The sequence below is a fragment of the Paenarthrobacter sp. CCNWLY172 genome (assembly GCF_037402035.1).
In the GTDB taxonomy this organism is placed as follows: domain Bacteria; phylum Actinomycetota; class Actinomycetes; order Actinomycetales; family Micrococcaceae; genus Arthrobacter.
This window is the reverse complement of sequence record NZ_JBBEGB010000016.1, coordinates 34,270-57,608: the sequence shown is the minus strand read 5'-3', so window position 1 is coordinate 57,608 and position 23,339 is coordinate 34,270. Positions and strand designations below refer to the sequence as shown.

Sequence of the window (23,339 nt, the reverse complement as noted above, 5' to 3'; positions counted from 1 at the left end):
TTCTAGACTCCTTCCGAGGAGATGGGGGTGGTTGCCGTGGGGGCTGTGGCTCCGGGGGCGAGCCCGGGTTCGCCGGCCTGGCCGAAGTCCCCGGACTGGGTGAACTCCCCTGGTTTGTCCGGTTCGCTCTTCGGGCTGTTCACTGTGAGGTCCGGGCGGGGCTGGCCCATCCCGTAAATGGAGTGGATTTCGTAGCTCACGGTGTCGCGGAGCATGTTGAACCACTGGCGGCAGCCGGTGCTGTGGACCCAGCGCTCGGCGAAGGTGCCCTTGGTGTTCTCGCGGTAGAACAGGTATTCAGCCCATTCGCGGTCCGTGAGGTCGTTCGGGTTCTCCGGGTAGGCGATGTGTGCTTGGCCGCCGTAGTGGAATTCGGTTTCGTCGCGTGGCCCGCAGTTGGGGCATGAAATGAGGAGCATGTCTTTTCAGTCCTGTCCTGGCTAGTGGGCTACGGCTGCGGCGCCGTGTTCGTCGATCAAGGCGCCGGTTTCGAAGCGTTCCAGCGCGAACGGCTTGTTCAGCTTGTGCGGTGCGCCGGTAGCAATGGTGTGCGCGAAGGTCAGGCCTGCCGCCGGAGTGCCCTTGAAGCCGCCGGTTCCCCAACCGCAGTTGACGAACATGTTCTCCACGGGGCTCAGCCCCACGATCGGCGAGGCGTCCAGTGTGGTGTCCACAATGCCGCCCCAGGTCCGGAGCACGTGGGCCCGGGCGAAGATCGGGAAGAGCTCAACAGCTGCTGCCATCTGCTCCTCAATCACGTGGAACGAGCCGCGCTGGCCGTAGCCGTTGTAGGAGTCCACGCCGGCGCCCATTACCAGTTCGCCCTTGTGGGCCTGGGACACGTACACGTGCACGTGGTTGGACATGACAACTGTGGGGTGGACCGGCTCGTGCAGTTCGGAGACCAAGGCCTGGAGCGGGTGCGACTGGATCGGCAGGCGGAAGCCGGCCATTTCTGCCAGGACTGAGCTGTGGCCGGCGGCGCAGAGGCCCACCTTTTCGGTGTTGATGGTGCCGCGGGTGGTCTGGACTCCAGTGACGCGGTTGCCGTCCTTGATGAAGCCGGTGACTTCGCAGTTCTGGATGATGTCCACGCCCAGTTCGTCGCACTTGCGTGCAAAGGCCCACGCCACGTGATCGTGCTTGGCAATGCCTGCGCGTGGCTGGTACGTGGCGCCCATGACGGGGTAGCGGATGTTGTCGCTGATGTTCAGGATGGGGCAGAGTTCCTTGACCTGCTGAGGGTCCAGCCACTCAGCATCCACGCCGTTGAGCCGGTTGGCACCCACACGGCGAACGCTTTCGCGGACATCGCCCAGGGTGTGGGCCAGGTTCATGACGCCGCGCTGGCTGAACAGGAAGTCGTACTCCAGCTCCTCCGGGAGGATTTCCCAGAGCTTGAGGGCGTGCTCGTAAATGGCGGCGCTCTCGTCCCAAAGGTAGTTGGAACGGATGATGGTGGTGTTGCGGGCCATGTTTCCACCGGCCAGCCAGCCCTTTTCCAGGATGGCGATGTTGGTCATGCCGTGGTTCTTCGCCAGGAAGTACGCGGTGGCCAGGCCGTGCCCGCCGCCGCCCACAATTACGGCGTCGTAGCTTTTCTTCGGGTCCGGGTTGCGCCAGAGGAAGTCCGGGTGTTCGGGGAGGTGGTCTGCACTCACTGGGCTGCTCCAATCAGTTCTGCTTCGGTTGCGGCGCCATTGCCGTTGTTGTTCAGGTGCGGGTAAAGCGGGAACTTGTCTGCCAGCGCGGTCACGCGGCGGCGAAGTTCGACGGCGGTGGCCTCGTCCAGGGTGACGTCACCTTCGGTGCCTGTCTCTGAGCTTGTGGCCTTGGTGCCGCTGTTCGCTGCGGCGATCAACGCCGTCGCAATGATGTCCGAGACTTCGGTGAAGTCCTCAGCTTTGAAACCGCGGGCGGCGAGGGCGGGAGTGCCGATGCGCAGGCCCGAGGAAACCATCGGCGGGCGGGGGTCGAAGGGAACGGCGTTGCGGTTCACCGTGATGCCGATGCGGTGCAGCGTGTCTTCTGCCTGCTGGCCGTTGAGCACTGAATGGCGGAGATCGGCAAGGACCAGGTGGACGTCGGTGCCGCCGCTGACAACGGAGATGCCGGCTGCAGCTACGTCGTCCTGGAGGAGGCGCTGGGCCAGGATCTTGGAGCCTTCAAGAACGCGGACCTGCCGTTCCTGGAACTCCGGCTCAGCGGCCATCTTGAAGGCCACGGCCTTGGCGGCGATCACGTGCTCCAGCGGACCACCCTGCTGGCCGGGGAAGACTGCCGAGTTGACCTTCTTGGCGATGTCGGCATCGTTGGTCAGGATCACGCCACCGCGGGGACCGCCGAGGGTCTTGTGCGTGGTACTGGTGACGATGTGGGCGTGGGGCACCGGGCTGGGGTGCAGACCCGCGGCTACGAGACCCGCGAAGTGGGCCATGTCCACCATGAGGTAGGCACCCACCAGGTCGGCGATGCGGCGGAACTCGGCGAAGTCCAACTGGCGGGAGTAAGCAGACCAGCCGGCGACGATCAATTGCGGCTTGCTCTCAAGAGCCAGGCGCTCGACCTCAGCCATGTCTACAGTGTGGGTGTCCTCGCGGACGCCGTAGGGGACAACCTTGTAGAGCTTGCCGGAGAAGTTGATGCGCATGCCGTGGGTCAGGTGGCCACCGTGTGCCAGGTTCAGGCCCATGATGGTGTCGCCGGGGGTGATCAGCGCGTGCATGGCCGAGGCGTTGGCCTGGGCTCCGGAGTGGGGCTGGACATTGGCGAACTCTGCACCAAACAAGGACTTCAGGCGGTCGATGGCCAGCTGTTCGATCACGTCTACGTGCTCGCAGCCGCCGTAGTACCGCTTGCCCGGGTAGCCCTCGGCGTACTTGTTGGTCAGCACCGATCCCTGGGCCTCCATGACGGCCGTGGGGGCGAAGTTCTCAGAGGCGATCATTTCCAGCGTGGACTGCTGGCGGATGAGTTCCTGGGCGATCGCCTGATCGACCTCCGGGTCCGCCTGGGCGAGCGGGCGGATCAGCGGTTCAACCATGGTGTTCTCCTTCAAAGCTTGTCTAGTGGCCGACTGTTAGGCAACTGATATATTAGAACTATTGCCATAGTATGTTGGAGATCACATAGTCGTCAACAGGTCAGCGGTAACTCATCCAGCAGACTATGAATGCGACTAACGGGAGAGACTAATGAGCGCAGCACTGGAAGCACTGGAATCAGTTCCGCAGGGCACGTCCCTGGCGGAGAACGCCTACTTGCTGCTGCGCGACCGGCTTATCATGCTGGACATCAAGCCCGGCGACCCCATTAATGACGGCCAGATTGCTGCAGAACTGGGAATCGGGCGCACCCCCGTCCGCGAAGCCATCAAACGCCTTGAAAGCGACCATCTCGTGGTGTCGTACCCGCGGCGCGGCACCTTCGCCACCGGCGTGGACATCACCCAGCTCGCCGAAGTCTCCGAAATCCGCGAGCTCCTGGAACCGCTCGCCTCCAGGAAGGCTGCCCGCATGGCCAGCCCCGCCATGCGTTCCGAGCTTCGCGGCGTCGCAGCGGCCATCCGTGATCTCGAAGGCCAGGACAATTCCTCCCAGGAACTCATGCGCTACGACATCCAGGTGCACCGGCTCATCTACAAAGCCTCCGCCAATGCGCACCTCGAAGACGTTCTGATCCGATACGACAACCTCGCCACCCGCATCTGGTGCCACATGCTCGAGAAGATGCCCTCCGTGTCCGGTCACATCTCCGAGCACGCCGACCTACTCACGGCCATCGCCGACGGCGACGAAGACCGCGCCGCCGAGCTCGCCCTGCACCACGTGGTCAGCTTCGAAGAGACCATCCGCAAGGTCCTCTGACCCTCTCTCGCGTCCCGCGTGCTTGAGGCGGACCCTCTCTCATGTCCCTCGTGCTTGAGGCGGACCCTCTCTCATGTCCCTCGTGGTTAGGGCGGACCCTCTCTCACATCACTCGTGCTTGGGGGCGCTGCCGTGGCCGCCCCTGGCTGCGGCATTGGCACTTGTTGGGTTGCCTAACGGTGGGCGGCCTTCTTCGGCCAAGTGAGAGAGCGTGCGGTGATGGGCTAGGGATGTGAGAGAGGGACGAAAATGGCCTGGATGTGAAAAGAAAAACGGCGGCCGTCCCCTCAGGGGGAGCGGTCGCCGTCGTTTGTTCACAACGTGTGTGAAGGTTTACATCTTCCGTCGGGCCGTTGTGGTTTCGTCCATGGCATCCCTGCCCAGCCAGGCGCCCAAGCCGATCATGGCAACGCCGAGGATCAGGTGCAGCCAGTTGTCAGCCGTGTTGAACGGGACAAAGTTGGCAGCTGTTTCCTGGTTGATGACCAGGCCGTAGATCCAAAGAACGATGTACACGGCGCCGCCGCCCAGGAGGAACAGGCGGGCCATGCGTGCGTTCCTTGCCATGGCCAAGCCGGCCACGCCAAACAGCAGGTGAACGATGTTGTGGAGTATGGACACTTGGAAGATTCCAAGCAGCATGGCGCCTGACTCATGTCCAGCAAAGGTCATGGCGCCGAAATTGGTGGTGATTCCCGGGATGAACCCCAGGACGCCTACCAGCAGAAATACAATGCCAACGCCCATGGCGGTGTTGCGAAGCGTCAACCCCATCATGTGGTGGTGTTCGGCGGGGTGCGAAGCGGTGGTCATCAGTCCTCCCTTTCACGCGGTTACCCGGCTCTTCTCATGGAGAGCCGACCTGCGGCAAGGGGTGTGGCAAAACCTTGCCGACGCCGCCATAATACTCCTGAAATGCCTCCGATAGCAGGGGATGTGCCCAGTTCAGCGGCGGTTAGCATGGATTTATGAGCCAAGCTCCGAACGGACGTGTGCACACGATCTTCCACGACACCCGCGATCTCACGCCCTTCCGCGAGGGCTACGTCCGCACCCCGGTCCGTGGCCTGGCCGACGGTGTGAATGACGTGCTGTCCGGCGTGCTGAGCGGACGTGACCACGCGAGGTTGTCCGTGGTGGGCAACGTACCGCGGTTGAAGATGCTTTCCTCCAGGACGGCCAAGGCGATGCACGAAGCCGTGTTCACCTCCACGGAGCCGGATGGGCTTCTCGCTTTTGGCCGCATGAATCCGGGGTGGGCCGGCTTATGCCACGTTATGGCAGGCCTGCTCGCATACAAGCATGGCGGGTTCCTGCGGGCTTCGGAGCTGCTGCAGCGCGGTTTAACAACAAGGATCGACGACGACGCCAGCCAGTTCTCGGCTACGTACCTTGGGCAGGTGGTCACCAAAGTCGAGGTAGCCGAACGCATCGAGGTTCCGGTTCTGTTCAGTGAGGAATCCGTGTTCCTGGCGCTGGCCCATTGCCTGCGGGAGATGGGGATGACCGAGTCGGCGTTGGAAGCAGTGGTCGGTTTGCCGCCGTCGTTGCCTTCTGCCCTGGCGCGCTGCACGGCGGCGTATTCGCTGGAGCGGCACCGGGACGTGGTGCTGTGGACCGAAGGTTTGCTGAACACTGACGACCTATCGGCTGCCTTGTTGCTGATCCGTGCGCGTTCACAGCGGGCCCGGGGTGACATCGAATCCGCGCAGCTGGCCTTGAAGGAAGTCCTCCGGCGGCGGAAGACCAACCTGGCGTTGAAGAACGATGCACTGACAGACAGGGCACTCCTCGCGCTTGACCAAGGCCGCCGAACCCTGACTCCGCGGTCCAGGCGTCCTGCCCCTCCGGCTGAGCTGGAGACGCTGGAGGTCATCCGGAAAGACGCTGAAATGCGGCGCCTTTGGGAGAACGACTTCAGGCAGCTGGGCGGCGAATAAAACACCATTGCGTCCTCGGGGGAGGAAGCGTATTCTCTTAATCAACCAAACAGTTGATCAATGAATTGATTGAATTAGGTTTGGTTGAGGACGAAGGGTTGAAGCGGCGATGGAACACGATGCCCCGGGGTCGGACACCCTGGACAGGGCTTTTATGGCGTTGGCGGACCCGGTGCGGCGGGCCATGGTGGCCCGGCTGTCCCGGGGAGATGCCACTGTCAATGAGCTCGCGGAACCATTCGCCATCACCAAGCAGGCGGTTTCCAAGCACATTCAGGTCCTGGAGCATGCGGGCCTGGTGACCCGATCCCGGGATGCCCAGCGCAGGCCGGTTCATTTGGATGCAGCAGCTTTGGAGAGATTGACGGCCTGGATTGACCAGTACCGGCTGATCGCCGAATCCCGCTTCCGGCAGTTGGACGAACTGCTGGGTGCGGGCATCTCCCACCAAGAACACGAGAACACAACAGCAAAGAAGAAAGAGGAACTGAAATGAGCAATCCAACAACAATCACCGCTGACAGCGGCGTCCCGTTCGTTGATACAGTCCGCGAATTCGATGCTCCCGTCAGTGCGGTCTTCAAGGCCCATGTTGACCCGGACCTCTTGGCCAGATGGCTGGGCCCGCGCAGCACGGTCACCAAAATTACCGAGTACAACGCCACCACCGGCGGCAGCTGGCGCTACGAAAGCGGTGACGACAACGGAATGTATGGCTTCCGCGGCGTCTTCCACACCGTTGAAGCCGACGCACTGATCATCCAGACAGTGGAGTTCGAGGGCGCACCCAACCAGGTAGTCATCAGCACCACCACCTTCGAGGAAATCGACGGCAGGACCCGGATGGTCGCCCACGAGGTCTACCCCTCCGTGGAAGCCCGCGACATGGCCCTTGCAACGGGAATGGACTACGGCGTGATCGAAGGATACGAGCGGCTGGACGAACTGCTTGCTGCCTAAGCGCCCGCCGGCTGCAACTGCAGCAGCAGCGGGAGGAGTTGCTCTGACAACAGCACTGTTCCCAGTCCGATCATGATGATCCCGCTGGTCAGCGTCACAACCCGCGCGGCACCCGGCCGGGAAGCCAGCAACTTCCGGGACGTCAGGGCCACGCCGGTGTAGACCGCCCCTGCCAGGATCACGAAGGTCAGGCCCAGCAAACCTGACTGGACCGGAACGGGCAGTGCTGCCTCGGGGCTGACGAACTGCGGTACCAGCGCGATAAAAAAGAGCAGGCCCTTGGGGTTGATGCCGCTGGTACCCATGCCTTGAAGGAAGGTGCGGAGCTGGTTTCCGGACTGCACGACGCCGGCTTCCGCGCTGAAGCTCGCACCTCGCCACGAGCGGATGGTCGAGCCGCCGAGCCACAACAAGTAGGCCGCACCGGCGATGGTCAGCCATCCCAGGAGTCCCGGGATTCCTGCCAGCAGAGCGGCCAAGCCTGCCACCATCAGCAATGTGTGGATGACATACCCGCTGCACAGGCCCGCCACTGCGGGAACGAAGCTGCGTGGGCGTAGGCCGGCCGAGATTGAATACGCCCAGTCGACGCCGGGGGTGCACGCCAAGCTGACGGCCACCAGCATGAAGGCGAGGAACAGCTGCGGATTCACGATCTCTCCAGAGGTAGTTGGTAGGAAAACTCTAGGAAAAATCCCCCCATAAGTGTTCCCGGATTTAGCCCTTAATCCGGCATTTTGGGTAAGATTCTTGCGTGATTGACGGAATCGATAGAAGTATTTTGCGCCACCTTAAAGAGGATGGCCGAATGACATCGACAGCCTTGGCCTCCAAGGTGGGTTTGACCGTGGCTCCATGCCATCGGCGGCTGAAGGATTTGGAGTCGTCAGGGGTGATCCGCGGCTATCGTGCCGACATCGATCCTGCTGCCGTGGGGCTGGGTTTCGAAGCGATAGTATTTGTCACCCTCAAGCAGGTGGAGCGCACCATCATGGCCGAATTCGAGGAGCGCGTGACAGCCAGTCCCAACATCGTGGAGGCGCAGCGGCTGTTTGGCTCCCCCGACTATCTGTTGAAGGTCATTGCCGCAGACTTGCCTGCCTATCAGCGCTTCTACGACGACGAACTCGCGGCTCTTCCAGCCGTGGAACGACTGACGTCAACCCTGGTGATGAAGAACTTGAAAACCAACATCGGCCCGCCCGTATAGTCCCGGCCTACTCGGCAAGCAACCCAGTTGTCCGGTAGGGAATCACTTCGCGGAGGAACATGCTGGTGGACGTGCGCACGATTCCGGGGCATAGGCGGATTTCCTCGGACACGCGGTAAAGATCGTCCGGGCTCTTGGCTACCACTCTGATGATGAGGTCGGTATCGCCAGCGGGTGCGTGGCACTCGAGGACTTCGGGGATGTCCCGGAGTGCGGCGATGGCTTCATTCAAGTGGCTTTGGTCCAGTTCGGCGCTGACCGCAGCCGCGACGCCACGCCCCAAGGCCGCCGGCAGGACGCGGCTGCTGTTCGGTCGCAGGGCTCCGGCGGCCGTCATCCGTTCCAAGCGGGACTGCACAGTTCCCCGCGCGAGATGGAGCTTCTGGGCCAGCACCATGATGGGCACACGGGGATCGTTGTCGAGGGCGGCCAGGATTCGCCGGTCCGTCGCGTCGAGTTCCTGCAAAGTGACCACTTCCTGTCCAAGTTTTCCGAGCAGACTGATCAGATCGACCATTCTTTTTTGTGTCCGTTGCACCAACTGTATGTCTCCTGCTCAAATGGTGACAACGAAGCAGGGCAAGGCTACCGCCGGACCCCGCAGGCACCAGGCATCCGGAACACCACCCGGATCCCTGCACAGGTTTCCCGCAAGGAAGCAGCCGCTGATTGACTCTTGTTCACAGCATTGTCATTCTGCACTCGCCCGTATCGTGCGGGCAGCACAGTAAGAGCCCCTGAGCCACCGGATCGTTGCGGTAGCTGAGGGGCTCTTGCATTGCCCCGTCCCGGCGGACGCCGCGGAGCACGGCCACATAGGCTTGGAGCATGACTTCAGCTGGCCGTTTCGCCCCGAGCCCTTCCGGCCAACTACACGTCGGCAATCTCCGTACGGCCATCCTGGCCTGGCTCTTCGCGAAGTCCAGCAGAAGGGACTTCCTGCTGCGCGTCGAGGACCTGGACCGTGCCCGGTCCGGCGCCGAAGCGGAGCAGCTCCGCGATTTGGAGGCCGTCGGCGTCAGGTGGGACGCCGGCGTCGTGCGCCAGACTGAACGCGCGGCGTTCTACGACGAAGCGATTGCGCGCCTCACTGCTGAGGGCCGCACCTACGAATGCTTCTGTACCCGCCGGGAAATCCAGGAAGCAGCGTCGGCGCCGCATGCGCCGCAGGGCGCGTATCCGGGGACGTGCCGACGGTTGTCCCACGCTGAACGGGAGATCCGGCGCGCGTCACGCCCGGCGTCGATACGCCTCCAGGCGGACGTTGTTGAGTGGGCTGTTGAGGACCAGTTGTGCGGCATCTATAGGGGCATGGTGGACGACTTTGTGCTGCGTCGGAATGACGGAGTGACCGCCTACAATCTGGCAGTGGTGGTGGACGACGCCGCCCAGGGAATCGACCAGGTGGTGCGCGGCGATGACCTCCTCCCTTCCACCCCGCGGCAGGCCTACCTGGCGACGCTGCTGGGCCTGCCCGTTCCCGAATATGCCCACGTGCCACTGGTGGTAAACCACGACGGCGCCAGGCTGGCAAAGCGCGACGGTGCGGTCACGCTGGGCGACCTCGCCGCCGTCGGAATTCCTGCCGGAAGAGTCCGTGACCTGATCCTTGAATCGGTGGGCCTGCCTGCCGGAACCCTGGAGGAGGCGTTGCCGCATTTCCGCCCCCGGAGCCTCCCCAAGGAGCCATGGGTGTGGAAAACCCCCGGCCCTGAAACGCCCACCACGTAGGCTGTCTGGATGCATGCAAAGGTGATCGCCCCAGGTTTCGAACCCGTCGCCGAGCTCTTCGGCAGTTTCCTCGATCAGGATCCGGAGTATTCGGCGCAAGTCGCGGCCTACCATCGCGGCGTCAAAGTGCTGGACCTCAGCGGCGGACCGCATATCCGCCCGGACTCGGTTACGGGCGTCTTCTCCTGCTCCAAAGGCATGGCGGGCCTGGTCATGGCGTTGCTGGTTCAGGACGGCACCTTGGACCTTGATGCCGAGGTGACCAAGTATTGGCCGGAGTTTGGTGCCGAGGGGAAAGCTTCGATCACCGTTGCCCAGCTTCTTTCGCATCAGGCCGGGCTCCTTGGAGTGGAAGGCGGCCTCACCCTCCACGAGGTCAACAACTCCGGGCTCGCAGCCGCCAAGCTCGCCAAACTGCCGCCGCTATGGAAACCCGGCACTGCTTTCGGCTACCACGCACTGACCATCGGTATCTTCATGGAGGAGCTGTGCCGCCGCATCACCGGTTCCACCCTCCAGGACGTCTTTGAACAGCGGATCCGGGCCGCAACCGGAGCGCACTTCTACCTTGGCCTGCCTGACGCCGAAGAGGCCCGCTTCGCTCCCTTCCGCTGGGCGGCCGATCCGGCGTGGCCGTGGGTGGATCCTGCCAGCCACGCCGGACTGGCGGCCAACTCTGCCGTGGGCGACATCCTGGACTTGCCCAACATCCGGGAGGTGCGGGCCGCGGGGCTGAGCTCGGCTGCTGGAGTGGCGAGTGCGGATGGGATGGCAAGAATCTACGCTGCAGCGCTGACAGGGTTGGAAGGCGAACCCGCCGTTGCCCCTCTCCTGACGGAGGAGACCATTCGTGCGGTAACCCGCGAGCAGGTTTTCGGGATCGACCGCGTCTTTGGAGAGACCGGCTGCTTTGCCACGGTGTTCATGAAGTCCCACACTCGGATGCCGTTCGGCAGCTACCGCGCATTCGGGCACGACGGCGCCAGCGCATCTTTGGGATTCGCGGACCCTGTGTATGAACTCGGCTTTGGGTACGTGCCGCAGCAGGCGGAGCCCGGGGGAGTGGGCTGTCGCAACTTCCAGCTGAGCGCGGCGGTGCGGGAAGTGATCGCTGGGCTCGCGGCTTAGCTGGGCTGGGCAGCCGGGACTCCGGCCGCCATGCCTGCCCATAGGGTGTCGGTGGCAGCGGTAACTACGTCATCCACTGAAGTGCCGTCCAAGTGTCCGCCGGCCGCTAGGAGGGCAGTCCCATGAAGGCTGACGAAGCACACCATGGCCAGTGTCCCGGGGTCGCCTTCGGCCAGGACGCCGGCTTCCTGGGCCTCGGCGATCATGGCTTGGGCAACATGTATTCCCTGGGCGCCAGTGTTCCGCAGTTCCTCGCTGGAATCGGGGTGGTGTTTGGTGGAGTACATCACCGTCAGCAGGGCGGGGTGCTCAACGGCAAAGTCGACGTATGCCTTGCCGACGCGGACGAAACGGCCATGGAGGTCATCGCTGGACTGGGTGGCATCCCGGATCAGGCGGTTCATCGACTCAAAGCCAGCCAGCGCCACGGCGTCGATCAGGGCTTGCTTGTCACGGAAGTGCTTAGCCGGAGCGCCGTGGCTGACGTTGACATCACGGGCCAGCTGCCGGAGGGAAAGTCCTTCCACGCCGGCTTCCTCAATGGTCTCCATGGCGCGCTCCAGGAGCGCCTCCCGGAGTTTGCCGTGGTGGTAGGGCTGGTCAGTCATGACTCAAGTCTAAGCCAATGTAGTCATTGACAACAAAGTAGACACTGCCTACCATGTAGACAGCGACTACATCAGTCTCTTACTCAACCGATGGGATTCCGCCATGACCATGACCTACGCAGGTACCACTGCACTCATTACAGGTGCCAGCTCCGGCCTCGGCGCTGAGTTCGCCGGACAGTTCGCTGCCCGGGGCTCCAACCTCGTCCTGGTGGCCAGGCGCGAAGACCGCCTGGAGAAGTTGGCCCAGGACTTGCGCTCCCGCCACGGGGTCACCGTGACCGTGCTCCCCATGGACCTGGGCCGTGCAGGGGTGGGGCGCGAGCTCTTCGATTCACTGGCCGGCCGCGGGATCACCGTGGACACGTTGATCAACAACGCGGGCTTCGGCACCCATGGGCCTTTGGTTGAGGAAGATCCGGACACTATTGCGTCTGAGATTTCCTTGAACGTGGCCGCCTTGGTGGACATCACCCGGGCTTTTCTGCCGCAACTGCTCGACTCCGGAAAAGGTGCCCTGGTGAACGTGGCCAGTACTGCCGCTTTCCAGCCCATTCCCGGCATGGCCGTTTACGGTGCCACCAAGGCCTTCGTCCTGAGCTTCACTGAAGCCGTGGCCCACGAAACCAAGAACTCCGGACTTAACGTCCTGGCCCTTTGTCCCGGCGCCACTCGCACTGAGTTCTTCGACGTCCTCGGTGGCGAGTCCGCCGCGGTGGGCAAGATGCAGACCTCCGAACAGGTTGTTGGAACAGCGATCAAAGCCCTGGGTCGCAAGGACACGCCCGGCAGCGTTGTCTCCGGGTGGGTCAACCGGGTGACGGCTGGGCTTGCGCAGCGCTTGCCCAGGGCAGTCACGGTCGCCATCGCCGCACGCGCCGTACAGGACTGGTAGATCCCCCCACGCGCTTGCCGTCCCGGAACAACCGATAGCCTGAACATGGGATCGATCGCCGTTGATCCCATGTTCAACCCGGAGGCCAGCATGACCCAACCACACTTCACTGTAGAAACAGCCCAGGTCCTGGCGGAGGTGGCCCACAACCGGCAGAAGGACAAGCTCAAGCGACCCTACCGCGAGCACGTCCTGGCAGTGGGCGATGCTCTGGCCGACTTTGATGAGGACATCCAGATCGCCGGGTACCTTCATGACATCGCCGAGGACACTCCCATCACCCGGCAGGCACTGCTGGAAATGGGCGTGTCCGAGCGTGCGGTAGACATTATCGAGCGTGTCACCCGCCGCTTCCACGACGACCCGGATGACTACGACGCCGGCATCCGTTTTGTTGCGGAGGATCACGACGCCACGTTGGTGAAGATCGCGGACAACGCCCACAACTCGCTCCCGGAACGGGTTCAGGCCCTCGCGGAGAAGTGGCCGGACAAGCCGCCGGTCACCCGCTACGCCGATGCCCGACCTGTGCTGTACACGGCCGTTCCCCGCGACGAGGTCAGGATGATCTTGGAACGGATCAACCCATACCTGCTCCAGGAACTGGACGAGATCGTTCCCGAGTAACCCCTCCGCGCCCGTTGTGGGGCCTGCTCTGCGTGCCTCGGGGACTGAAATGGCGCCCAAAGCGGGCCCCACAACGCACCGGACTGAGTTGCGGGGCCTACTCTGCATGCTTTCGAGGCGATATTGCGTGCAGAGCGGGCCTCGCAACGCACCGGAATGCCCTAGCCCGCGGCGTTTTCCAGCCTTCGGAGCGCGGCGGCCCGGCCCTTGTGGCCGCGTCGTTCGTCGTAGGCGATCGACAGGCCCAGAACCAGCATCATCTCCAGCATGCACACCGGGACTGATGCTCCGGCGGCAGCCAGGGCTATGCTTCCAGCCAAGCCCAAAACCACCAAAGCTGAGCTCACGAGGTGTTCGCGTTCCAGCCCGAGCATGATGCTGTACAGCGTTGTGAGCGAGATCTTGAACAAGATAATCGGCAGGGCAATCGAGGCAACAGCGGCAGCCGCGGGAATGTGTGCTTCATGATCAATGAAGTACGCGGCAACGTGCAGGCCCGCACCTGTGGCGGCAATGGCGGCAAAGACCGGCATGTGCCCATAGCCAAACACCCACGAACGATGCCGCTGGACGTGCAATGCCGGGCCAGAGGGCAGGATGAAGTAGATCCACCACATGGCGAAGGCCAACCCGGTGCCACTCAGCCCGACCAGTGCTGCATCCACGGACCACTGATGGGTAGCAACAATGGCACGCAAGGTTTCAATGGCGCCAATCAAGCATTCGCCCAAGGCGATGATGGCCAGGAGCCCGTACCTTTCCGCGATGTGATGGGCGTGCCACGGGGTACGGATCTCCCGTTCCGCGAAGTAGGGTGCCGCCATCTCCATGATGAACAGCGGAGTTGCCACAAGGAACGTGGTGAGGACACTCGCGTCCACCAACAGCACAACAACCCAGCCGATCTGGACGATCGCCACGTACTTTGCATAGCGCAAACAGGTTTCCCGGCGTTCGGGATCCTGGCGGGCAGCGCGAAGCCATTGGAAGATCAGGGCCACCCGCATGATGATGTAGCCCAGCACGATGGTGACATTGTCCACGTGCCTGCCCTCGATGATCGAGTGGAACATCGGCTCGATGCCCATGGCCAGGATGAGCACGCCCACCATCTGGATCATGGTGACCACACGGAACACCCAGTCATCGGTGTCGTAGGCGCTGGCGAACCACGTGAAGTTGATCCAGGCCCAGATCACCGCGAACATGGCGAACGAGAAGGCCAGCAGCCCAGGCCAGAAGTGCGCCTCCGCCACCGCATGGGCGAACTGGCTGCCAGCAACACCGAAGGCAATGACAAAGGTCAGGTCAAAGAAGAGCTCCAGCGGGGTTGCTGTGCGGTGCTTTTCATGGGGATCGCGGCCGCCCATGCGGGACAGCGCATGGCGAAGGGGATTCGAGGACATGGCTCAAAGATTACCGCTGCCCCTGCCTTCACGCCGAGACCGCCGCAATGCGTCGAGACCGCCCGGAGAGTTCCGGCGAACCCGCAGTGTTCCGGCGAACCCGCAGTGTTCCGGCGATCTCGCGGGAAGGAGTTACACCCGCCCCAGCACGTCGATGTCCTCGAGGAAGTCCTGGTGCACTTCGGGACTCACGGTGGTGCGCGTGTCACCAATCGCGTCGAGGTAGTCCTGCGTCACGGGTCCCTTGCGCCCGTTGGACCCGGCTCCGGACGCAGCGCCGGCTGAACCGCCCAAAGCAGCGCCGTCGTCATACACTGCTTTTTCCAGGGCACGCTGGGAGGCGCTGCGGGCCGCGAACTCGATGTCGGCGGGCGAGAAGCCTTCCGTCCGTTCCACCAACTGGGCGATGTCCACGGAGTCCACCACTGTGGCGGGGATGAAACGCTGCCACATGGCTTCGCGGGCGTGGACGTCCGGGAGGCCGATGGGGATGACGTAGTCGAACCGGCCATGGCGGAGGAATGCGGTGTCCAGGGCGCGGATGAAGTTGGTGGCGCACACCAGGAGGCGGCCGGGTTGTTCGCGGAAGGCCGGGATGATCTTGAGGAGTTCGTTGGTGACGCCCTGCAGCGGCGACGGCGGATCCCCGGCACGCTGCGACGCGATTTCCTCCACCTCGTCGATGAACACCACGGCGTGCTCCAGTTCGGCGATTTCCAGGAACGTCTCGCGCAGCGCACCGGCCAGGCCCTTGGGGTCAGCGGCCAAGCGCGACGGGAAGACCTCTACGAACGGCCACTCCAGCCGCGATGCAATGGCCTTGGCGAACGTGGTCTTTCCAGTACCTGGCGGGCCGAACAGCACAACAGCCCGGGGCGGCACTACGCCGTATTCGTCGGCGAGGTCCGCCTCGGCCAGGGGAAGCACCAGGCGGCGTTCCAGCAGTTCCTTCTCGCGGCGCATGCCGGCCACGTTCTCCCACAGATCCCGTGCAAGGATGCGGCCACCGAGCAGGCTCAATGGCTCCAATTCCTGCCGCTGCACGGGGATGGTGCGCTCGAAATAGCGCAGGTTCTTCTTGACCACAAAGCCTCGCCCCAGGAAGGCTTCCACCCGGGTTTCAGTTTCAGGCATGAGTGCAGACAGCTTGTTGAGGCCGTGCGGGGCCATGCGGTTCTCGACGGCGGACAGCAGCGAGGTGCCGATTCCGCGGCCGCGGAACTCCGTCAGCGTGGCCAGGAACACGATCCAGCCTTGGTCGTGTGCGGCGCGTCCGACGGCGGCGCCCACCACTTGGTCGCCCTGCACCGCCACCACGGCGTGGTCCTTTTCGCACGATGCCAGGACCTCGGACAACGCGTACACCGGCTCCACGCCGTCGGCTTTGAGTGACTCCCAGAGGTGGAGGATGCCATCGAGGTCGGATGAGTGGAAGTCCCTGATGCGCCAGTTGCTCATGGGTAATGCTCCTGAGTTTGCTAAGTGAGTCGCCATTGATTCCTTGAGGTTGAGCATAGGCGAACCACCGGTGCCGGACGTTGCAGGCCCGTAGCGTTACGAAACTCCTACTGCACCGGACGCAACCGCAAACCCTGCATGCCGCCGTCGACCGCCAACGAGGTTCCCGTCGTGGAGCCTGACAGCGGGCTCGCAAGGTACGCGACGGCACCGGCCACCTCAGCGGCGTCAACCAGCCGGCCGTGGGGCTGCCGGGCGTTGAGGGCGGCGCGCTCGCTGGCGGGGTCGGCAGCGGAATCCAACAGACGTCCCACCCAGGGAGTGTCTGCGGTGCCGGGATTGACGCAGTTGACGCGGATCCCCTCACGGACGTGGTCTGCTGCCATGGCGAGCGTCAGGGACAACACTGCACCTTTCGACGCCGAGTACAGCGCACGTTGCGGCAGTCCCGCGGTCGCTGCGATGGAGCAGGTGTTGACGATCGCTGCTGCCGGTGACTCACGGAGGTAGGGCAGAGCTGCGCGGCTGACGCGGGCGATGCCCACCACGTTGACGTTGAGGACGCGCAGCCACTCGTCGTCGTCGTTAGCGGCAATGTCGCCTTGGGCGCCGATTCCGGCGTTGTTGATCACGATGTCCAGCCGGCCAAATTGCTCCACAACGGCGTCGACGGCGGCACGCACCGATGCATCATCGGCCACATCGCACTGGACACCAAAGTGCGGGCTGGCTTCCGGGGCGAGGTCCAGGACGGCGACCTGCGCGCCTCCGGCAGCGAGGCGGTCCGCGATGGCCGCCCCGATGCCGGACGCGCCGCCGGTGATGAGGGCCGTGAGGCCCTCAAAGTCGTTGCCCACCGAGGGCGCTGCGGCTGCCATCAGGCGTTGACGTGGGCGGGAGCGGCTGCGCCGGCCTGACCGCCTGTCGCGGAACCGGCCTGCGCCCTGAAGTACTCCTGGCGCTGGCGTCCCAGTCCCTCGATGTCCAACTCCACGACGTCGCCGGGCTGGATGAAGGGGAAGCGGCCGGACAATGCAACGCCCTCGGGGGTCCCGGTGATGATCACATCTCCGGGCTCCAAAACCATGTATTGGCTCAGGTGGTGCACAATGGTGGCCGGGTCGAAGATCATGTCCGACGTGCTTGAATCCTGGCGGACTTCACCATTAACCAAGGTCTGGAGGCGCAGGTTGCTTGCGTCGATCTCGGAGGCCGGGACCAGCCACGGGCCCAGGGGAGTGGAGCCGGGCAGGGATTTGCCTTTGGTCCACTGTCCCGCAGCACCGGGAATTTGGTAGTCGCGCTCGGAGAGGTCGTTCGCCACGGCGTAACCGGCGATGCAGGCTTCGGCTTCCGGGACAGATGAAAGGTATGACGCTTCCCGGCCGATCACGATGGCCAGTTCCACTTCCCAGTCGTACTTTTCCGACGACGGCGGGATGGGAGCGGCGTCGAACGGTCCGGCGATGGTGTTGGTGGGCTTGAGGAAGACCACGGGAACCTCGGGCGGTGTGGCACCGGACTCGGCAGCATGGGCGGTGTAGTTGAGGCCGATGGCCACTACTGCACCCGGGCGGGCAACCGGCGCACCGATGCGCAGGCCCGCAGGGGATATTGGGGGAAGATCCCCGCTGTTCAGGGCTTCCCGGGTGCGCTCGATGCCATCCGAGGCGAGGAATCCGCCGTCGATATCCTGGGTCAAGGGCGTGAGGCTGAAGTATTTCTCGGTGCCGTCGGCGTCCTGGGCGATGACGGCCGGTTGTTCGTTTCCGGCCGTACCCAGCCTGGCGAATTTCAAGGTCATGGCTTCCTCCGTGTTCGGGACTAACATCCGAGCTCTAGTGTGGTGTTTCACCCCATAATACGGAAATGTGACCCATTGACAAGGGAGACATCGGATGTTTAGGCTCGGTGCAGAATCGTAACGGACTTCAGGAGCCGCATGAGCACCATCACTGCAATGGATACGTTCGATATCCGCTTTCCAACATCCCTTGAGCTGGATGGCTCTGACGCCATGAATCCGGACCCGGACTACTCTGCGGCATACCTGATCATCCGCACTGACGCCGGGGACGGACACGAGGGCCACGGCTTTGTGTTCACCATCGGCCGGGGGAACGAGGTGGAAACGGCGGCGATCAACGCGCTCCGCGATCACCTCCTCGGCGCTGATGTTGAGACGCTGCTGGCTGACATGGGGGCCACGTGGAAGCTGCTGGCCCACGATTCGCAGCTCCGTTGGCTGGGTCCCGAAAAGGGCGTCATGCACATGGCCATCGGAGCCGTGGTCAATGCGCTGTGGGATTTGAAGGCCAAACGTGCCGGGCTGCCACTCTGGGAACTCTTGGCAGGAATGACGCCCGAAGAGCTCGTGGCCCTGGTGGACTTCCGCTACCTCACGGACGCCCTTACTCCCGCGGAAGCGCTGGGCATTCTTCGGGCGGCCGAACCTGGCAGGGAAGCCCGGAAGGCGGCACTTCGCGCCGAGGGTTACCCCGCATACACCACGACGCCGGGCTGGCTGGGGTACAGCGACGGGAAACTGGCGCGGCTGGCCAAGGAAGCCGTTGCAGATGGTTTCACCCAGATCAAGTTGAAGGTGGGGGCCTCCCTGGAGGACGACATCCGCCGTGTACGGACTGCCCGTGAAGCAGTGGGTCCCGATATCAAGATTGCCCTGGATGCCAACCAGCGCTGGGATGTCCAGGAAGCCATCGACTGGATGGCCCACCTTGCCCCGTATGACATTGCCTGGATTGAGGAGCCCACCAGCCCGGACGACATCCTGGGCCACGCCGCCATCGCCCGCGGGGTAGCCCCGATTCCCGTGGCCACCGGCGAACACGTGCAGAACCGGGTGGTGTTCAAACAGATGCTGCAGGCCGGATCACTGCAGGTCCTGCAGATCGATGCCGCCCGGGTAGCAGGGGTGAACGAGAACATCGCCATCCTCCTGCTCGCCGCGAAGTTCGGCGTCAGGGTGTGCCCGCATGCCGGTGGCGTTGGCTTGTGTGAGGCCGTTCAGCACCTGTCCATGCTGGACTTCGTTGCCGTGTCCGGCACCAAGGAAGGCAGGACCATCGAGTTCGTGGATCATCTCCATGAACACTTCACCACTCCCGTGGACGTCCACAGCGGCGCCTACTGGCCGCCGTCGAACCCTGGCGCCGGAAACGAAATGCTCCGTGAAACACTGGCCGCGTACAGCTTTCCGAACGGCCCCGTATGGAAGGAATCCCGTTGATCCAGCACGCACCTTGGTTCGAGGAAGCACGCTTTGGCATGTTCGTGCATTGGGGCCTCTACGCCCTTCCAGCACGCCACGAGTGGGTGATGAACCAAGAGGAAACAACGGTGGAGGAGTACTCCAAGTACTTCCGGCGCTTCGATCCGGACCTTTACGACCCCCGCGAGTGGGCCCGGGCCGCCCGCAACGCCGGGATGAAGTACGTGGTCCTCACCACCAAGCACCACGACGGCTTCTGCCTGTGGGATTCCGCCCTGACGGACTACAAAGCCACCAACACTCCCGCCGGCCGCGACTTGATCAGCCCCTTTGTTGAAGCGCTCCGGGCCGAGGGATTGAAGGTCGGTTTCTACCACTCACTCATCGACTGGCACCACCCCGACTTCACTGTGGACGGGGTCCATCCCCAACGCAACGCGGCCGACGTCGAAAGCTTGAATGCCGGCCGCGACATGGACCGATACCGCCAGTACCTGCATGGCCAGGTGCGTGAGCTCCTCACTAATTACGGCACTATCGACTACCTCTTCTTCGACTTCTCCTATACAGGCGGACACCAAGAGGAATACTGGGGCGGCAAAGGCCGGAAAGACTGGGACTCGGAAGCCTTGCTCGCCATGGTGCGGGAGCTGCAGCCAGCCATTGTGGTCAACGACCGGCTGGAAATCCCGGGAGACCTGGTCACACCTGAGCAGTACCAGCCAGCCGGTCCCATGATGGTCGACGGCGAACCGGTCACCTGGGAGGCCTGCCAGACGTTGAATGGCAGCTGGGGCTATGACCGGGACAACCTGAATTACAAGCCCGTTGACTTGCTGATCCGCATGCTGGTGGATGGCGTGTCCAAGGGCGGCAACCTGTTGCTCAACGTGGGCCCCACAGGAAGGGGCAGCCTGGATCCGCGGGCGCTGGGTTCGCTGGAGGGCATTGGCGAATGGATGAAGCTGCACTCGCGCGCCATCTACCGGGCCGGAGCTTCGTCCTATCCCGCACCGACGGATACCCGCTACACGCAGCGTGGTGACAAGCTGTACGTCCATCTCTTCGCGTGGCCCTTCGAGTACGTCCACCTGCCGGACCTCGCCGGCAAGGTGGAATACGCCCAGTTGCTGAATGACGCCTCGGAGGTGTTCCTGCGGGAACTGGATCCCGCCCAACAGGCCATGAACATGACCCCGGGCGGCCAGCCACCCGGAACGCTCACCATCAAGCTGCCCGTTCAAAAACCCGACGTGGCGGTGCCAGTGCTGGAACTTTTCCTGAAACCGTCAGCCCTCCGGAAAGAGTCCGCCCATGGCTGAGAGCATCGCCCTCCACACCAAGCTCAAGCCGGGAACCGCGGACGAATACGCCGACGCCCACGCACACATCCCGCCCGAACTGGTGGCAGCCCTCAAAGAGGCCGGGGTTAAGAACTGGCGGATCTGGCGAAGCGGTCTCGATCTCTTTCATGTGGTGGACGTCGAAAACTACCAAGCCATGCGGCACGCGCTCGCCGACCACCCCGCCAACGTTCCATGGCAGGCGCGGATGGCTGAACTTTTAGCGGTGCAGGATGATTATTCGGGGGAGGATGCGGGTATCCAGAAGGTATGGGAAATGCCATGAACTCACTTGAGCTGGGCAAGCTTGGCTTCGGTGGTGCGGGCATTGGGAACCTGTACCGGGCCATTCCGGACGGTGCAGCGCTCGCCACCGTTCTGGCCGCTTGGGACGCCGGCATCCGCTACTTCGATACCGCCCCGCACTACGGGCTTGGCCTCTCCGAACAGCGGCTGGGCGCGGTCCTTCGGGACAAACCACGGAATGAATTTGTCATCTCCACCAAGGTAGGCCGGCTGTTGGAACCGAGCTCCGGCGGCGGGCAGGACCCTGAGGGGTTCGATGTTCCCGCTGCTGCACGTCGAGTGTGGGACTTCTCCGAGAAGGGGATCCGGCGCAGCATCGAGGACTCACTGGAACGGCTTGGCCTGGACCACGTGGACATCGCCTACCTTCACGATCCTGATGTCCACGATCTCCAAGCCGGCATCTCCGAAGCGTTGCCCGTGTTGGAAAAGCTGCGCTCGGAGGGACTGGTCAAGGCCATTGGCGTGGGTATCAATTCAGCCGAGGCTGCCCTGGAATGCGTCGACGCAGCTGACCTGGATCTGGTGATGTTGGCTGGCCGATACACCTTGCTTGAGCAGCCCGGCGTTCCGCTGCTTGACCGCTGTGTGGAGCGCCGCACCGGCGTCGTCAGCGTGGGTGCCTATAACTCGGGCCTCCTGGCCCGGCCCGATGTCGCCGAGGACGCGCACTATAACTACCAGCAGGCACCGCCGGACGTGCTGGAGCGTGCGCGTCGCCTTGCGGCGGTCTGCCGCGACTTTGGCGTGGAACTTCCGACGGCGGCCCTCCAGTTCCCGCTGCGGCATCCCGCGGTGGTGAACGTGACCGCCGGGGCCACTTCTCCTGAACAGGTGGCCACGAACGCATCGCGGATGGAAGCGCCTGTGCCGGAGGAGCTCTGGGACGCGTTGGAGGCAGCCGGGCATGATTGATTCGCATCTGCACCTCTGGACGGTGGATTCCTTCGTCACCGGCGGAGTGCGTCCCTATGGATGGCTCGGCCCGCAGCACGGTGCGCTCTACCGGAGTTTCGGCGGAGACGAAGCCCGCGAGACGCTGGAGGCCGCCGGTGTTCGGGGAGCGGTGCTGGTCCAGGCCGACGATACCCTTGCCGACACCGAAGCCATGCTGGCGGTAGCTGCGCAGAATCCTTGGGTGCTGGGTGTGGTGGGCTGGGTCCGGTTGGATGCACCCGATGAAGCAGCAGAGCAGCTGCACCGCTTCACAGCCCAGCCCGTCTTCAGGGGAGTGCGGCACCTGGTGCACGACGACCCCCGGTCCGACTTCCTGGACCTCCCCGCAGTTCGCGAGTCCTTGATGATGGTGGCAGAGCGCGGGCTCACCTTTGATGTTCCGGATGCCTTCCCGCGGCATCTGGGATCTGCGGTCCGACTTGCCCGTGAGATGCCGGAACTGACAGTGGTGCTGGATCACTTGGGAAAACCACCGCTGGCTGACCCTCAGCTCATGGACTCGTGGCGCGCCGGCTTCAGCGCGCTTGGGCGGGAACCGAACTCGGTGGCCAAACTTTCCGGGCTGCATCTGCCAGGCACTGAATACACCGCGGATGCGTTGCGGCCGCTGTTCGAAGCCGCGTTGGAGGCTTTCGGGCCAGAGCGCTTGATGATCGGCGGCGACTGGCCGGTCAGTACACTCGGGGCTCCTTATGGCAGGACGCTGGATGTGTTGTTGGAATTGGTGTCGTCCCTGAGCCCTTCAGAGCAGGACGCCGTGCTCGAAGAGACCGCGATCCGGACCTACGGCCTGGCAGTCACCCCTCTGGCCGAGGGTTAGAGCGCCTGCCGCAGCCAGTTCTCCACGCCACTGATGTGCACTGTCACCAGCGCGCGCACCAGTTCGGCATCGCCCCGCTCCAGCGCGTCGGCGATTGCGTGGTGCTCCGCCAAGGTGTGGGCCACTGCTTTTTCCTGTGTCAGTCCGCGCCAGATCCGTGCCCGGACAGTGCTGCTGGACAGGGCCTCCAAGAGACTACCGAGGTAGTCGTTTCCCGCGGCTTCGGTGATGATGCTGTGGAATTCGAGGTCATGGGCCACAAGTTCCTCGACGTCCGTGTTCTCGTCGATGCCGTCCATGGTGCTCCGGAGGGCCAGTATTTGCTCAGGCGTCATTTTGCCCGCTGCCAAGTGTGCGGTGGCCGGTTCCAGTATTCGTCGGACCTCGAAGAGTTCCAGAATGGACCTGTCCTGGTGCAGGTCCACAACGAATGCCACGGCTTCGTTAAGCAGCTTGGCGTCGAGGCTGGTCACATAGGTTCCGTCACCGCGGCGGACGTCCAGCACACGGATCAGTTCGAGGGCTTTGACCGCTTCGCGCAGGGAACTTCTGGAGAGGCCAAGCCGCTCGCTCAGTTCCTTTTCCGGCGGAAGTCGATCGCCGGCCTTGAGTTCCCCGCGGATCAGCATGCCTTTGATCTTGCTGATCGCCTCGTCTGTGACAGCCATGGACCAATAGTAGCCACGAATGATCCGATGTCTGCCTCCGCCCCGCCCCCACCCAACTGAGTAACAGCACACGTTCTACTGAGCAGTCATTGGGACGTTTGCTGTTACTCAGTTGGGGGCGTTAACCGACGACGGCGGCACCCTGGGTCCGATTGTTACGGAACCCGGGTGCCGCCGTCGTGATTCA

At 63.4% G+C, this 23,339-nt stretch carries 26 protein-coding genes; 14 read left to right on the top strand and 12 right to left on the bottom strand.

The window, feature by feature from the left end:
• Positions 1-2: 2 nt before the first annotated feature.
• Genes WBN73_RS19455 through glyA form a run of 3 tightly spaced genes read right to left on the bottom strand, consistent with a single transcriptional unit; the run spans position 3 to position 3,043 of the window.
• Positions 3-419 (bottom strand): sarcosine oxidase subunit delta, encoded by a 417-nt coding sequence (locus tag WBN73_RS19455; protein WP_280624293.1) that lies wholly within the window; start codon positions 417-419, stop codon positions 3-5.
• Between the two features lie 21 nt (positions 420-440).
• Entirely contained in the window at positions 441-1,661 is a 1,221-nt protein-coding gene (locus tag WBN73_RS19450) for a sarcosine oxidase subunit beta family protein (RefSeq protein WP_011776430.1), read from the bottom strand.
• Positions 1,658-3,043 (bottom strand): serine hydroxymethyltransferase, encoded by a 1,386-nt coding sequence (glyA, locus tag WBN73_RS19445; protein WP_337341069.1) that lies wholly within the window; start codon positions 3,041-3,043, stop codon positions 1,658-1,660. The genes WBN73_RS19450 and glyA overlap by 4 nt, the downstream gene beginning before the upstream one ends.
• 151 nt (positions 3,044-3,194) lie before the next feature.
• Between glyA and WBN73_RS19440 the strand changes: the two genes are divergently transcribed.
• Positions 3,195-3,866: a GntR family transcriptional regulator gene (locus WBN73_RS19440; protein WP_089596525.1), complete on the top strand. Its 672-nt coding sequence runs from the start codon at positions 3,195-3,197 to the stop codon at positions 3,864-3,866.
• Positions 3,867-4,199: 333 nt separating this feature from the next.
• Here WBN73_RS19440 and WBN73_RS19435 read toward each other — a convergent pair whose 3' ends face one another.
• Positions 4,200-4,679 carry a DUF4383 domain-containing protein gene (locus WBN73_RS19435; protein WP_207595280.1) on the bottom strand — a complete coding sequence of 160 codons (480 nt, stop codon included), beginning with the start codon at positions 4,677-4,679 and terminating at the stop codon, positions 4,200-4,202.
• A gap of 155 nt (positions 4,680-4,834) precedes the next feature.
• Here WBN73_RS19435 and WBN73_RS19430 point away from each other — a divergent pair, with 155 nt between their 5' ends.
• The 3 genes from WBN73_RS19430 to WBN73_RS19420 all read left to right on the top strand — a co-directional run bounded on the left by WBN73_RS19430 (position 4,835) and on the right by WBN73_RS19420 (position 6,766).
• The gene (locus WBN73_RS19430; protein WP_207595279.1) at positions 4,835-5,806 is read left to right on the top strand and encodes a hypothetical protein; all 972 of its coding nucleotides are present in this window, start codon (positions 4,835-4,837) and stop codon (positions 5,804-5,806) included.
• A gap of 109 nt (positions 5,807-5,915) precedes the next feature.
• Positions 5,916-6,302 carry an ArsR/SmtB family transcription factor gene (locus WBN73_RS19425; RefSeq protein ID WP_280624286.1) on the top strand — a complete coding sequence of 129 codons (387 nt, stop codon included), beginning with the start codon at positions 5,916-5,918 and terminating at the stop codon, positions 6,300-6,302.
• Positions 6,299-6,766, top strand: coding sequence for an SRPBCC family protein (locus WBN73_RS19420; protein WP_337341068.1), 468 nt, complete (start codon positions 6,299-6,301; stop codon positions 6,764-6,766). The genes WBN73_RS19425 and WBN73_RS19420 overlap by 4 nt, the downstream gene beginning before the upstream one ends.
• On the opposite strand, the gene WBN73_RS19415 is transcribed toward WBN73_RS19420, so the two are convergent.
• Positions 6,763-7,419 (bottom strand): LysE family translocator, encoded by a 657-nt coding sequence (locus tag WBN73_RS19415; protein ID WP_337341067.1) that lies wholly within the window; start codon positions 7,417-7,419, stop codon positions 6,763-6,765. The genes WBN73_RS19420 and WBN73_RS19415 overlap by 4 nt on opposite strands.
• A gap of 101 nt (positions 7,420-7,520) precedes the next feature.
• On the opposite strand from WBN73_RS19415, the gene WBN73_RS19410 reads away from it, so the two are divergent.
• On the top strand, positions 7,521-7,976 hold the full coding sequence (locus tag WBN73_RS19410) for an Lrp/AsnC family transcriptional regulator (protein WP_280624280.1): 456 nt from the start codon (positions 7,521-7,523) through the stop codon (positions 7,974-7,976).
• 7 nt (positions 7,977-7,983) lie between these two features.
• Here the strand turns inward: WBN73_RS19410 and WBN73_RS19405 are convergent, their stop codons facing one another.
• Positions 7,984-8,493: an Lrp/AsnC family transcriptional regulator gene (locus tag WBN73_RS19405; RefSeq protein ID WP_337341066.1), complete on the bottom strand. Its 510-nt coding sequence runs from the start codon at positions 8,491-8,493 to the stop codon at positions 7,984-7,986.
• Positions 8,494-8,804: 311 nt separating this feature from the next.
• On the opposite strand from WBN73_RS19405, the gene gluQRS reads away from it, so the two are divergent.
• Together gluQRS and WBN73_RS19395 are read left to right on the top strand one after the other, a co-directional pair.
• Positions 8,805-9,707: a tRNA glutamyl-Q(34) synthetase GluQRS gene (gluQRS, locus tag WBN73_RS19400; protein ID WP_337341065.1), complete on the top strand. Its 903-nt coding sequence runs from the start codon at positions 8,805-8,807 to the stop codon at positions 9,705-9,707.
• Between the two features lie 9 nt (positions 9,708-9,716).
• Entirely contained in the window at positions 9,717-10,835 is a 1,119-nt protein-coding gene (locus WBN73_RS19395) for a serine hydrolase domain-containing protein (RefSeq protein WP_337341064.1), read from the top strand.
• Here WBN73_RS19395 and WBN73_RS19390 read toward each other — a convergent pair.
• Positions 10,832-11,443: a TetR/AcrR family transcriptional regulator gene (locus tag WBN73_RS19390; protein ID WP_207595272.1), complete on the bottom strand. Its 612-nt coding sequence runs from the start codon at positions 11,441-11,443 to the stop codon at positions 10,832-10,834. The two genes, WBN73_RS19395 and WBN73_RS19390, sit on opposite strands and share 4 nt — an antisense overlap.
• 103 nt (positions 11,444-11,546) lie before the next feature.
• Here WBN73_RS19390 and WBN73_RS19385 point away from each other — a divergent pair, with 103 nt between their 5' ends.
• Positions 11,547-12,338 carry an SDR family NAD(P)-dependent oxidoreductase gene (locus tag WBN73_RS19385; RefSeq protein WP_337341063.1) on the top strand — a complete coding sequence of 264 codons (792 nt, stop codon included), beginning with the start codon at positions 11,547-11,549 and terminating at the stop codon, positions 12,336-12,338.
• Positions 12,339-12,383: 45 nt separating this feature from the next.
• Complete coding sequence (locus WBN73_RS19380) at positions 12,384-12,965, top strand: HD domain-containing protein (protein WP_337341062.1); 582 nt, start codon at positions 12,384-12,386, stop codon at positions 12,963-12,965.
• Between the two features lie 161 nt (positions 12,966-13,126).
• On the opposite strand, the gene WBN73_RS19375 is transcribed toward WBN73_RS19380, so the two are convergent.
• The 4 genes from WBN73_RS19375 to WBN73_RS19360 form a co-directional block, all read right to left on the bottom strand.
• Positions 13,127-14,371, bottom strand: coding sequence for a low temperature requirement protein A (locus WBN73_RS19375; RefSeq protein ID WP_280624272.1), 1,245 nt, complete (start codon positions 14,369-14,371; stop codon positions 13,127-13,129).
• A gap of 132 nt (positions 14,372-14,503) precedes the next feature.
• Positions 14,504-15,829 carry an ATP-binding protein gene (locus WBN73_RS19370; RefSeq protein ID WP_089596512.1) on the bottom strand — a complete coding sequence of 442 codons (1,326 nt, stop codon included), beginning with the start codon at positions 15,827-15,829 and terminating at the stop codon, positions 14,504-14,506.
• A gap of 107 nt (positions 15,830-15,936) precedes the next feature.
• The gene (locus tag WBN73_RS19365) at positions 15,937-16,707 is read right to left on the bottom strand and encodes an SDR family NAD(P)-dependent oxidoreductase (RefSeq protein ID WP_337341061.1); all 771 of its coding nucleotides are present in this window, start codon (positions 16,705-16,707) and stop codon (positions 15,937-15,939) included.
• Positions 16,707-17,633, bottom strand: coding sequence for a fumarylacetoacetate hydrolase family protein (locus tag WBN73_RS19360; protein ID WP_337341060.1), 927 nt, complete (start codon positions 17,631-17,633; stop codon positions 16,707-16,709). The genes WBN73_RS19365 and WBN73_RS19360 overlap by 1 nt, the downstream gene beginning before the upstream one ends.
• Positions 17,634-17,771: 138 nt before the next feature.
• On the opposite strand from WBN73_RS19360, the gene WBN73_RS19355 reads away from it, so the two are divergent.
• Genes WBN73_RS19355 through WBN73_RS19335 form a run of 5 tightly spaced genes read left to right on the top strand, consistent with a single transcriptional unit; the run spans position 17,772 to position 22,484 of the window.
• Positions 17,772-19,076 (top strand): L-fuconate dehydratase, encoded by a 1,305-nt coding sequence (locus WBN73_RS19355; protein WP_337341059.1) that lies wholly within the window; start codon positions 17,772-17,774, stop codon positions 19,074-19,076.
• A complete protein-coding gene (locus WBN73_RS19350) occupies positions 19,073-20,380 on the top strand; it encodes an alpha-L-fucosidase (RefSeq protein ID WP_337341058.1) in 1,308 nt (435 codons plus the stop codon). The genes WBN73_RS19355 and WBN73_RS19350 overlap by 4 nt, the downstream gene beginning before the upstream one ends.
• Positions 20,373-20,687 carry an L-rhamnose mutarotase gene (locus tag WBN73_RS19345; RefSeq protein WP_207595265.1) on the top strand — a complete coding sequence of 105 codons (315 nt, stop codon included), beginning with the start codon at positions 20,373-20,375 and terminating at the stop codon, positions 20,685-20,687. Before WBN73_RS19350 ends, WBN73_RS19345 begins: the two co-directional genes overlap by 8 nt.
• Positions 20,684-21,622, top strand: a complete 939-nt coding sequence (locus WBN73_RS19340; RefSeq protein ID WP_337341057.1) for an aldo/keto reductase — start codon at positions 20,684-20,686, stop codon at positions 21,620-21,622. The genes WBN73_RS19345 and WBN73_RS19340 overlap by 4 nt, the downstream gene beginning before the upstream one ends.
• Positions 21,615-22,484 carry an amidohydrolase family protein gene (locus tag WBN73_RS19335; protein WP_337341056.1) on the top strand — a complete coding sequence of 290 codons (870 nt, stop codon included), beginning with the start codon at positions 21,615-21,617 and terminating at the stop codon, positions 22,482-22,484. The genes WBN73_RS19340 and WBN73_RS19335 overlap by 8 nt, the downstream gene beginning before the upstream one ends.
• Here the strand turns inward: WBN73_RS19335 and WBN73_RS19330 are convergent.
• The gene (locus tag WBN73_RS19330) at positions 22,481-23,152 is read right to left on the bottom strand and encodes a FadR/GntR family transcriptional regulator (RefSeq protein WP_207595262.1); all 672 of its coding nucleotides are present in this window, start codon (positions 23,150-23,152) and stop codon (positions 22,481-22,483) included. The two genes, WBN73_RS19335 and WBN73_RS19330, sit on opposite strands and share 4 nt — an antisense overlap.
• Positions 23,153-23,339: the final 187 nt, after the last annotated feature.

What these genes read in the sequence shown, in the direction of transcription:
- WBN73_RS19455 (WP_280624293.1), bottom strand. Translation starts at nt 419, where the DNA reads ATGCTCCTCATTTCATGCCCCAACTGCGGGCCACGCGACGAAACCGAA.
- glyA (WP_337341069.1), bottom strand. Translation starts at nt 3,043, where the DNA reads ATGGTTGAACCGCTGATCCGCCCGCTCGCCCAGGCGGACCCGGAGGTC.
- WBN73_RS19440 (WP_089596525.1), top strand. Translation starts at nt 3,195, where the DNA reads ATGAGCGCAGCACTGGAAGCACTGGAATCAGTTCCGCAGGGCACGTCC.
- WBN73_RS19435 (WP_207595280.1), bottom strand. Translation starts at nt 4,679, where the DNA reads ATGACCACCGCTTCGCACCCCGCCGAACACCACCACATGATGGGGTTG.
- WBN73_RS19430 (WP_207595279.1), top strand. Translation starts at nt 4,835, where the DNA reads ATGAGCCAAGCTCCGAACGGACGTGTGCACACGATCTTCCACGACACC.
- WBN73_RS19425 (WP_280624286.1), top strand. Translation starts at nt 5,916, where the DNA reads ATGGAACACGATGCCCCGGGGTCGGACACCCTGGACAGGGCTTTTATG.
- WBN73_RS19420 (WP_337341068.1), top strand. Translation starts at nt 6,299, where the DNA reads ATGAGCAATCCAACAACAATCACCGCTGACAGCGGCGTCCCGTTCGTT.
- WBN73_RS19405 (WP_337341066.1), bottom strand. Translation starts at nt 8,493, where the DNA reads ATGGTCGATCTGATCAGTCTGCTCGGAAAACTTGGACAGGAAGTGGTC.
- gluQRS (WP_337341065.1), top strand. Translation starts at nt 8,805, where the DNA reads ATGACTTCAGCTGGCCGTTTCGCCCCGAGCCCTTCCGGCCAACTACAC.
- WBN73_RS19395 (WP_337341064.1), top strand. Translation starts at nt 9,717, where the DNA reads ATGCATGCAAAGGTGATCGCCCCAGGTTTCGAACCCGTCGCCGAGCTC.
- WBN73_RS19390 (WP_207595272.1), bottom strand. Translation starts at nt 11,443, where the DNA reads ATGACTGACCAGCCCTACCACCACGGCAAACTCCGGGAGGCGCTCCTG.
- WBN73_RS19385 (WP_337341063.1), top strand. Translation starts at nt 11,547, where the DNA reads ATGACCATGACCTACGCAGGTACCACTGCACTCATTACAGGTGCCAGC.
- WBN73_RS19380 (WP_337341062.1), top strand. Translation starts at nt 12,384, where the DNA reads ATGGGATCGATCGCCGTTGATCCCATGTTCAACCCGGAGGCCAGCATG.
- WBN73_RS19375 (WP_280624272.1), bottom strand. Translation starts at nt 14,371, where the DNA reads ATGTCCTCGAATCCCCTTCGCCATGCGCTGTCCCGCATGGGCGGCCGC.
- WBN73_RS19370 (WP_089596512.1), bottom strand. Translation starts at nt 15,829, where the DNA reads ATGAGCAACTGGCGCATCAGGGACTTCCACTCATCCGACCTCGATGGC.
- WBN73_RS19365 (WP_337341061.1), bottom strand. Translation starts at nt 16,707, where the DNA reads ATGGCAGCCGCAGCGCCCTCGGTGGGCAACGACTTTGAGGGCCTCACG.
- WBN73_RS19360 (WP_337341060.1), bottom strand. Translation starts at nt 17,633, where the DNA reads ATGACCTTGAAATTCGCCAGGCTGGGTACGGCCGGAAACGAACAACCG.
- WBN73_RS19355 (WP_337341059.1), top strand. Translation starts at nt 17,772, where the DNA reads ATGAGCACCATCACTGCAATGGATACGTTCGATATCCGCTTTCCAACA.
- WBN73_RS19345 (WP_207595265.1), top strand. Translation starts at nt 20,373, where the DNA reads ATGGCTGAGAGCATCGCCCTCCACACCAAGCTCAAGCCGGGAACCGCG.
- WBN73_RS19340 (WP_337341057.1), top strand. Translation starts at nt 20,684, where the DNA reads ATGAACTCACTTGAGCTGGGCAAGCTTGGCTTCGGTGGTGCGGGCATT.
- WBN73_RS19335 (WP_337341056.1), top strand. Translation starts at nt 21,615, where the DNA reads ATGATTGATTCGCATCTGCACCTCTGGACGGTGGATTCCTTCGTCACC.
- WBN73_RS19330 (WP_207595262.1), bottom strand. Translation starts at nt 23,152, where the DNA reads ATGGCTGTCACAGACGAGGCGATCAGCAAGATCAAAGGCATGCTGATC.